The organism is Hydrogenivirga sp. (assembly GCF_056450045.1).
This window is the reverse complement of record NZ_JBWONM010000039.1, coordinates 1-8,145: the sequence shown is the minus strand read 5'-3', so window position 1 is coordinate 8,145 and position 8,145 is coordinate 1. Positions and strand designations below refer to the sequence as shown.

The following is an 8,145-nucleotide window of genomic DNA, read 5'->3' as shown; positions in this document are numbered from 1 at the left end:
GGGAGTTAGGGAGATACACATGAGGATAGCCTCACCGCCCGTCGTGGGACCCTGTTACTACGGCATAGACACGCCTACAAGGGAGGAGCTCATTGCCAATCAGATGGACCTGGAGGAGATAGGGAGGTTCATAGGGGTTGATAGCCTCAGGTACCTATCCCTTGAAGGACTGAGAAGGTGCGTCTCTGATAGGAAGAGCTTCTGCGATGCCTGCTTCAGCAACGAATACCCAATAGATGTAAACGAAGTTGCCATAAAGAGGAACAGGTGATCACTCTTCCCTCAGCCAGAGCTTGAGGAGAGCCGCAACCTTCTTTGGTTCCTTCCTCGCAACCTCTGTAACCGTCTTCACTATCTCAAGCTCTCTCGCCCTCTCTCTGAGGACCTCAGCCCCGGCTATTGGAGGAACCTCCTCTGGTGGCGGTGCTCCAGCCGGTACTGGAGCGGGAACTTCCCTCCTTCTCAGGAGTCTCAGAAGACCGAAGATGAGAACTAAAGCCAATACAAGACCGGCTACCGCCGGTAGGAGAAACTTCCTCCAGGGGGGAACTGGAGGGACCGCCGCTCCCACAGGAGGCTTCTTGAATGGGACTGCAACAACAGAGAGGGTATCTCCCCTCTTAGGGTCAAGACCAACGGCAGCCGAGACTATCTTCCTTATGCTCTCCGTATCAACGTCTTTGAGCTCTTTGTTTACAATGACCCCAACGCTGAGGCGCTTTATCTTCATGGTCGGGTCTACCGAGACTATCTCCTTCTTGCTAACCTCGTAGTTCGTTATGCTCTCCTTCCTCTCGGTTATGGTTCCCTGCTGTCCCTGAACCGCTCCCGTTCCCGGTGGTATGTTAGCCTGAGCCCCAGGCACACCGCCCACCGGTGCCTCCCTCGTCTTTTCCTTTTTCTTCTGCTCGCTCACAACGGCGGTCATGTCGGGGTCGTATATCTCCTCCTTCCTCTGGACCTTGGAGAAATCAAGCTCCACCGAGACCCTGACCTTTACGTTTCCGTATCCGAGAGCCTCCTCCAGGGCTGTCTGGACCTTCTTCTCCAGCTCCCTTTCAAACTCCTTTCTTATCTTGAGCTGTCTGTTGGATATCTCCTCCTTCCCCTCATCAAGCATGGCGGTCAGGTTTCTTCCCCTGTCGTCTATGACGACCACATTCTCCGGCTTCAGGTTTTCCACGCTCGCTGCAACGAGGTTCCTTATAGCCCTGACCTGCTCCTCGCTCATCTCAGCACCCGGTCTCAGCTTTATGAAGACGGAGGCACTCGGCTCCTTCTCATCTCTGAGGAATATTGACTTCTCGGGCAGGGCGATGTGAACCCTCGCATCCTCTATGTTCTTGAACCTGAGTATAGTCCTGACGAGCTCCCCCTCTATAGCCCTCTTGAAGTTAACCCTCTGCTGGAACTCCGAGAGTCCTATGGTGCTTTTGTCAAAGAGCTCGTAACCTATAACCCCCTTGTTTGGAACACCTTTTGCGGCGAGCTTGAGCCTTAGGTCCCTTACCTTGTCCTCGGGAACGAGTATGGTCCTGCCGTCCCTTCCCACCTTGTACTTTATCCCCTCCTTGTCCAGCTCCGTGAGGACGGCGTTCATATCCTCGGGGGAGAGGTTTCCGTAGAGGACCGCGTAGTCGGGCTGGAGTGAGTAGATGAGGGCTGTCACTATCAGGGAGAAGAGGACTGCCGGCAGTCCTACGGCGAGTATCTTCTGGGGAAGGGGCATGGCGGAGAACCTGTCTTGAATGCTCTTCAGGGTCTCGCTGAGGTTAGCCATCTCAGACCTGCATCCTCATAAGCTCCTGAAAGCCCTCCAGGAGGCGGTTCCTCACCTCAATCATAAGGTTCAGGGCAACGCCAGCCTTCTCAAACTCAATTACCATCCTGTGGAGTGGGACGTCCTCACCTCTGAGAACAGCCTCCTTTATGCCCTTTGCCTTCTCCTGCTGGGAGTTTACCCACTGGACGAACTCCTTTAGGGCGTCGGCGAAGTCCTCGGGAGACTTAACCTCCTTCCTCCTTTCCTTGAGGAAGTTTTCAAAAGCTCTGTAGTTTATCCCTTCTATCTCCATAGCTCTATGGTCCTGTTAGCCATCTCCTTGGTGAGGTTGAAGGCGTTTAAATTAGCCTCGTAGCTCCTGACAGCGGATATCATGTCAGCCATCTCCTTTACAAGGTCAACGTTGGGCAATCTTACATAGCCGTTTCTGTCCGCCCTCGGGTTGTCGGGGTCAAATATGAGCTTGAAGGGTGCGTTTGACTCCCTTATCTCGCTGACCTTCACGGGTATCTCACCCCTCCTCACCCTCTCGGGGTCGTATATAGCCTGAAAGACCACCTCAAGCTTTCTGAAGGGTTCTCCGGTCTCCTTGTAAGCCTCGTAGTTGGCAAGGTTGGACGCTACCGCGTTCATACGGATACGCTGGGCGTACATTCCGGAGGCGCTTATCTCAAAGGTTCTGAATAGGTCGTTCATCTCCTTCCACCCCTTATCACGTTGTTGAGCTTATCAATGTTCCCCGATATCATCTTCATGTAAACCTCGTAGGCTATCCTGTTCTGGGAGAGCTTTGCCATCTCCTCCTCAAGGCTGACGTTGTTTCTGTCGTTGCCGATTAGCCTCCTCCTTACCTCTACCACCTTGAACCTCTCCCCGTCCGAAGGAGCTATGTGCTTCTTCCTTGTCTTCTTCAGGGGTATCCTTTCCACCTCCGCCTTAAAGCGGAGGTCCTTCGCCCTGTAATTGGGGGTGTCGGCGTTGGCTATGTTGCTGAGTATCACCTTGTGTCTCTTCCATGTGAAGTCCACCCTCGGCTCCAGCTTCCTAATTCCCTTGAATATGTCCAAGGTCTCAGCCCTCCCAGAGGGTCCTTATAACCCTGCTCCATATATTATCCTTTTCTTTCGCTCGCTTTACAACCCATTTTAGCGTTCTCTCGTCCTTAAGGCGTTCGCTTATGAGGGCTATCCTGAACATAGCCCACCAGTAACCCTCCTCCCCTTCTCCTTCACTGACCACACGCCTGTAAAAGGTGAGAGCCTTCTCAAGGTTCCCCTTTTCGTAGTAGAGGTCGGCGGTCTTGAGCATCATGATGGGGGCGTAGTGGGCAAACCTATCCTTTTTGAAGTCTGTATCTCCTACAGCCATCTCAAGCTCCTCGGGGTTCTCGGACAGGTAGGCGTGGAGTAGCCTCGCCTCAAGAAGGTCATCCCCTTCAAGTCTGGGGAGAGCCTCTCCTATAAGCTTCAGAGCCTCTTCCCTGTCTCCCCTGAGAAGGTAGAGCTTTCCGAGGAGGAGCTTCCTAATTCCCTCTTCAGCTATCCTCGTTATGAGCTTCCCTGCCTCCTCGTCCCCCAAGAAGAGGAGGGACCTTGCCAACAGCTCAATTCCCTCCTGAGTGCCGAAGAGGGTGAGGAAGTTGTCCCTCCTCGTTTTGTAGAGCTCGGAGAGGAGGATCGCATCCTTCTTCCTGTAAAAGGATAGTCCTTTTAGGGTGCCTCTGAGCTTCTCAACATACCTGTCAAAGGTGAAGAGGTCGTTCTCAAAGACAAACTCCCTCAGGCTCAGCCTCTTCACCCTCAGGAAGTCCCTCTCCTCCCCAGAAAGAGTCCTTTCCTTCAGGGAAAGGTAGTAGATGCCTATCGCCGGCATCTCACCGAAGATGTTCTCAACGTTCAGCCAGCCGAGCTGAAGGAGCTTATCCCTGTAGTTTCCCAGCCTGTCCCCGTAAACTTCTATGAAGTCATCGTAATACCAGAGCGAGGAGAAGAGGAGCTGGGCGTGCTTTCTGTAGAAGAGCCCTCCATCCTTTGTAAGTTCCTCTATGTTGGCGTAGGCTTCTCTGTAGTTCTTTGTCTCTAAGTTTATCCTCGCAAGATAGTAGTTAGCCTTGTCTCCATAAACCTTGAGGGAATCCTTCCTCAGTGCTAACTCAAGGTAGAGCAGCGCCCTCCTCCAGTCCCCGAGCTTGTAGTAGGATACGCCGAGGCGAAAGAGCAGGTGGGGGTCCTCTCTAAGGTAAGTATTTGTGTTTATGGCGTGGGACATGTACTGAGCGGCCAAATCGTACTTACCGAGGTTGAAGTTGTAAAAACCCATCGTCATGTAGTAGAGGTCAAGGTAGTCTTCGGGCACACCCTCCTTGCCCAGCTTGCTCAGGTACTGGTATCCCTCTATGCTTCCTCCGAGGGCAGCGGCGTAGCCGTACTTTATCATGTACTCGGTCTTCTCAGTCTCCCCGTACAGGTTGGCGTATATGTTTTTAGCTTTCTCGTACCATTGGAGCAGGAGGTAGGAGTCCGCAACGAACTCCCTCTGGGTGTGTAGGAACCTTGGCACCTTGTAGTGGAAGGGATACTGGTTCAGGTACCCTATAGCTGCAAGGACCCCCTTCTTGCTTCCGTAAGCATAGGAGTAAAGGGCGTAGCTCTTGCCCAAGTAAAGGTATGAGAGCTCACCGTAGTAGGACTTGGGGTTTATGCCGTAAGCCCGGGAGAAGAAGATGAGGGCGTCAAGGTAGTTGAGAACCTTAAGGCTCTCTATACCCTTTTCAAAGTATCTCTTGGCTAACTCGGGGTCCTTGCTCTGCTCGGCGTTAAAGGAGTAGCTGGATATCAGGACTATCAGAAAGGCTATCAGAAGCTTTCTCGCCAGCTCCATCCCTCTCTCTTATATTAAACCTTTCCTTTTCCCTGTGTCTCTGGGAGCGGGAGAGGAGCTCAACTCCGTTTATCCTCAAGCCCTCAAGGCTCAGCCCGAGGGACTCCAAGTTCCTGCTTAACCTCTGGACATCAAGGTATCCCATCTGCCTCTGGATGTCCTCCCTGAGCCTTATCTCAACGTTGAGGCTCTCGCTCTGGAATCTGAACCTCAGGTGGGTGTCCTCAAACCTAACGTTCACACTCCTCACCTCTCCCCTGTTTTGAAGGGGAACATCCCTTCTGAGGGTGTGATGGACCTCCTTCACCTCTTCCTTTGGCTCGCTTACTGACTGGGAGAAAACCCCCTGTCGCTCCTGATGGTTATCCCTTCTCTCTGGAGCGTGCTTTATCTCCCTCGTTTCCTCCCTCTTTGGCTGTTGAAGTTCTTCCAGTGGCTTTTGCTTCAGCCCCCTATCGCTTCCGGATTCTTCTTTCCCTTTGGGTACCTCCACTCCAATCTGGTTGTCACCTGTGCTTTCCTCCGCTCTTGGTACTTTACTCCCGTGTGCAGTATTCTCTTCAGTTGTTTTCAGTCCCTCTTTGCTTTCGGTCCTAATAGCAATCCTCGGTATTCTCTCTTTTAAGACCAATTCTTGGGACTTCTCTGGACTGTCTATTGTGGGATTATGCAGGTTAGGGTAGCTACCTTCGGATTCAGCTTCGTGGGAGCTGTAGTGGTTAATTTCCTTCAAGTGCAATGTCCGAACGCCGGCACCTTTATCAGGAAATCCCGCTCTTTCAATTTCAGGACTCGTTTCTATCTTCTGTACCTTCCTATTTTTTATGAAGCTGTCCTGTTCAGTGCGATAGTATGCTTTTATCCTATCCTCCTGTGAAGGCTTATGACTTTCCTTGTCTTGAGTGAAATCCTTATTTGAAGGCTCTTCTTTCTTTAAGCCAACTTCATATTTCCACGCACTTGCTTGGTGTGGTGTCTCACCGATCTTTCCCATCAATCTATCTGTTTGGGGAACGCTTCGGGCTTTAACAGTGTTATCTGACAATAATAGATACTCCCTTTCTGCTCTTACCCAGTATAAAGATTTTGTATCACCGTCTGCATCCGTTAACGGCTTGGGGTGAGCTGAAGGGATGTCGTTATAATCGGTTCCTTTGTTACCCTCAAAGGTAGGGTTTCCTTTCGTTGACAGCTTGTTAAGTTCAGGCTGGCTGGACGCTTCTGAAATTAGGATAGGCTTTGTGTATTCAGGAGTCTCCTCCCTTTGAGCAGGTGCTTGAGCACCTCCCTTCACAGCCTCTTCGTCTCCGACCTTTTGCCCTTCCTCTGTTGAATGCTCCTTTTCCGCAAGGACACCGCCAAGGGCAGGTGCAGCAGCCAGCACCTGCATGAGCTCAGCCTTGGACTCCTTCACCCCTTCCTTTTTAGCCTCGCCTTCAGCCTCGGAGCCAACTATGAGGCTGAGTATGTCTTCAAAGGAGAGACCGAGCTCCTCTATCCTTAGCTTGCCGGAGGCTATCAAGGGAAGGATATCGCCGGCTTCAATTCCCCTCAGCATACCTCTACCTATAAATCGGTTGCTTTCACGGATGTTATAATTTTCTGCCTGTGAGCCATGAGTATAGTAGTTCAGAAGTTTGGAGGCACTTCTGTAGGGAGCCTTGAGAGGATAGAGAACGCTGCGAGGCGTGTCCTGTCTGCCCTGCAGGAGGGAAAGCGTGTAGTGGTGGTCTCCTCCGCTATGGCAGGGGATACGGACGGTCTGATATCAATGGCTAAGGAGATAACGGAGTTCCCCAACGAGAGGGAGATGGACATGCTCCTCGCAACCGGTGAGCAGAAGGCTATAGCCCTCTTTGCTATGACGCTCAGGAGGCTCGGTTACCCCGCCGTGAGCCTCTGCGGTTGGCAGGTTCCCATAATCACCGACGAGGTCCATACCAAAGCCCGCATCCGCAAGATAGGAACCCAGAGGCTCAAGAATCTCATAAATGAGGGTTACATACCGGTTGTTGCAGGCTTTCAAGGAATAACCGAAGACTGGGAGATAACCACCTTGGGAAGGGGTGGTTCGGACACGACCGCCGTTGCCCTCGCCGCAGCTCTCGGAGCTGACTGTGAGATATACACCGATGTTACAGGGGTCTTTACGGCGGATCCCCGTCTTGTGCCCAACGCCAAGAAGATACCCTTCATCTCCTATGAGGAGATGCTTGAACTTGCCTCCCTCGGGGCTAAGGTTATGCAGATAAGGAGCGTTGAGTTTGCGGCGAAGTACAGGGTTAGAATACACGTCAGGAGCTCCTTTGCCCAGGAGGAGGGTACTTGGATAGTTCCGGAGGATGAGATCATGGAGAAGGTTGCCGTAAGGGGAATAACGGTTGACACAAACGAGTCCCGCATAACCGTTGTCAGGGTTCCCGACAAGCCGGGGATAGCTGCAAAGCTCTTCAAAGCTCTCGGAGAGGCTCACATAGTGGTTGATATGATAGTCCAGAACGTCTCCCACGAGGGATACACCGATATGTCCTTTACAGTTAACAGAGGGGACGCTGCGAAGGCGGAGGAGATAGTTAGGAAGGTAGCCTCTGAGATAGGTGCAAGGGAGGTAGTCAGGGACGACAGGGTGGCTAAGGTCTCAATAGTTGGTCTCGGTATGAGGAGCTCTTACGGGACCGCAGCCAAGATGTTTGATGTCCTCTCAAAGAACGGGATAAACATTATGGCAATATCCACCTCCGAGATAAAGATATCCTGCCTCATAGACCAGAAGTATGCGGAGCTCGCTGTGAGGGCGCTTCACGAAGCCTTCATTGAGGAGAGCGAGGAGATAAAGGTTGAGAACGAGAGCGGCTGATGGATAAGAGAAGGGTTCTCCAGCTCCTTTCCCAGCTACAGAATCTCAGAATTCTCGTGGTCGGCGATGTGATACTGGACAGATACCTCCACGGGAGGGTTGAGAGGATATCCCCCGAGGCACCCGTTCCCATAGTTGAGGTGGAGAGGGAGGAGATCAGGCTCGGTGGTGCAGCCAACGTCGCCGCCAACCTCGTCTCCCTCGGCGTGAAAGCCTCTCTTACCGGTGTAGTTGGAAGGGACAGGTCCGGAGAGCAGGTAGCCGAGCTCCTGAAGGAGAAGGGCGTGGAGAACCTCCTCGTGGAAGAGGAGGGCAGACCAACCACGGAGAAGACGAGGATAGTCTCCATGTCCCAGCAGCTCCTTCGGGTTGACAGGGAAGACAGGGGAAAGGTGGGCGGTTAGTCCCTCAAGCTGATAAGGGAGATCGTATCCTCGGGAGAGTACGACGGGATAATAGTGTCCGACTACGCCAAGGGAGTGATAACCCACAGGGTGATGGAGACCATAAGGGACAGGGAGCTCTTCTACGCCATAGACCCGAGACCCACGAACAAGAGCCTCTACGCAGGGGCGAGCCTCATGACACCCAACGAGAAGGAGCTCAGGGCTATGACCGACCCCCT

8 protein-coding genes and 1 pseudogene are annotated in these 8,145 nt (G+C 52.5%); 3 read left to right on the top strand and 6 right to left on the bottom strand.

Going from position 1 to position 8,145, the window contains the following annotated elements:
- Positions 1-271: pseudogene (locus tag AC1HCM_RS01470) on the top strand (amidophosphoribosyltransferase); the annotation flags it as partial.
- Here AC1HCM_RS01470 and fliF read toward each other — a convergent pair.
- From fliF to AC1HCM_RS01440, 6 genes are read right to left on the bottom strand one after another with little or no spacing between them, the layout of a single operon-like run.
- Positions 272-1,780: a flagellar basal-body MS-ring/collar protein FliF gene (gene fliF, locus AC1HCM_RS01465; protein ID WP_479460003.1), complete on the bottom strand. Its 1,509-nt coding sequence runs from the start codon at positions 1,778-1,780 to the stop codon at positions 272-274.
- A gap of 1 nt (position 1,781) precedes the next feature.
- The gene (gene fliE, locus AC1HCM_RS01460) at positions 1,782-2,075 is read right to left on the bottom strand and encodes a flagellar hook-basal body complex protein FliE (protein WP_479460002.1); all 294 of its coding nucleotides are present in this window, start codon (positions 2,073-2,075) and stop codon (positions 1,782-1,784) included.
- Positions 2,066-2,479, bottom strand: coding sequence for a flagellar basal body rod protein FlgC (gene flgC / locus AC1HCM_RS01455; RefSeq protein WP_479460001.1), 414 nt, complete (start codon positions 2,477-2,479; stop codon positions 2,066-2,068). Before flgC ends, fliE begins: the two co-directional genes overlap by 10 nt.
- Complete coding sequence (gene flgB, locus AC1HCM_RS01450; RefSeq protein WP_479460000.1) at positions 2,476-2,850, bottom strand: flagellar basal body rod protein FlgB; 375 nt, start codon at positions 2,848-2,850, stop codon at positions 2,476-2,478. The genes flgC and flgB overlap by 4 nt, the downstream gene beginning before the upstream one ends.
- 4 nt (positions 2,851-2,854) lie before the next feature.
- Entirely contained in the window at positions 2,855-4,663 is a 1,809-nt protein-coding gene (locus AC1HCM_RS01445; protein WP_479459999.1) for a tetratricopeptide repeat protein, read from the bottom strand.
- Entirely contained in the window at positions 4,599-6,077 is a 1,479-nt protein-coding gene (locus AC1HCM_RS01440; RefSeq protein WP_479459998.1) for a hypothetical protein, read from the bottom strand. Before AC1HCM_RS01440 ends, AC1HCM_RS01445 begins: the two co-directional genes overlap by 65 nt.
- A 201-nt stretch (positions 6,078-6,278) precedes the next feature.
- On the opposite strand from AC1HCM_RS01440, the gene AC1HCM_RS01435 reads away from it, so the two are divergent.
- Both AC1HCM_RS01435 and AC1HCM_RS01430 read left to right on the top strand, forming a co-directional pair.
- Entirely contained in the window at positions 6,279-7,520 is a 1,242-nt protein-coding gene (locus tag AC1HCM_RS01435; RefSeq protein ID WP_479459997.1) for an aspartate kinase, read from the top strand.
- Positions 7,520-7,924 carry a bifunctional heptose 7-phosphate kinase/heptose 1-phosphate adenyltransferase gene (locus AC1HCM_RS01430; protein ID WP_479459996.1) on the top strand — a complete coding sequence of 135 codons (405 nt, stop codon included), beginning with the start codon at positions 7,520-7,522 and terminating at the stop codon, positions 7,922-7,924. Before AC1HCM_RS01435 ends, AC1HCM_RS01430 begins: the two co-directional genes overlap by 1 nt.
- The last annotated feature ends 221 nt before the right edge of the window (positions 7,925-8,145 follow it).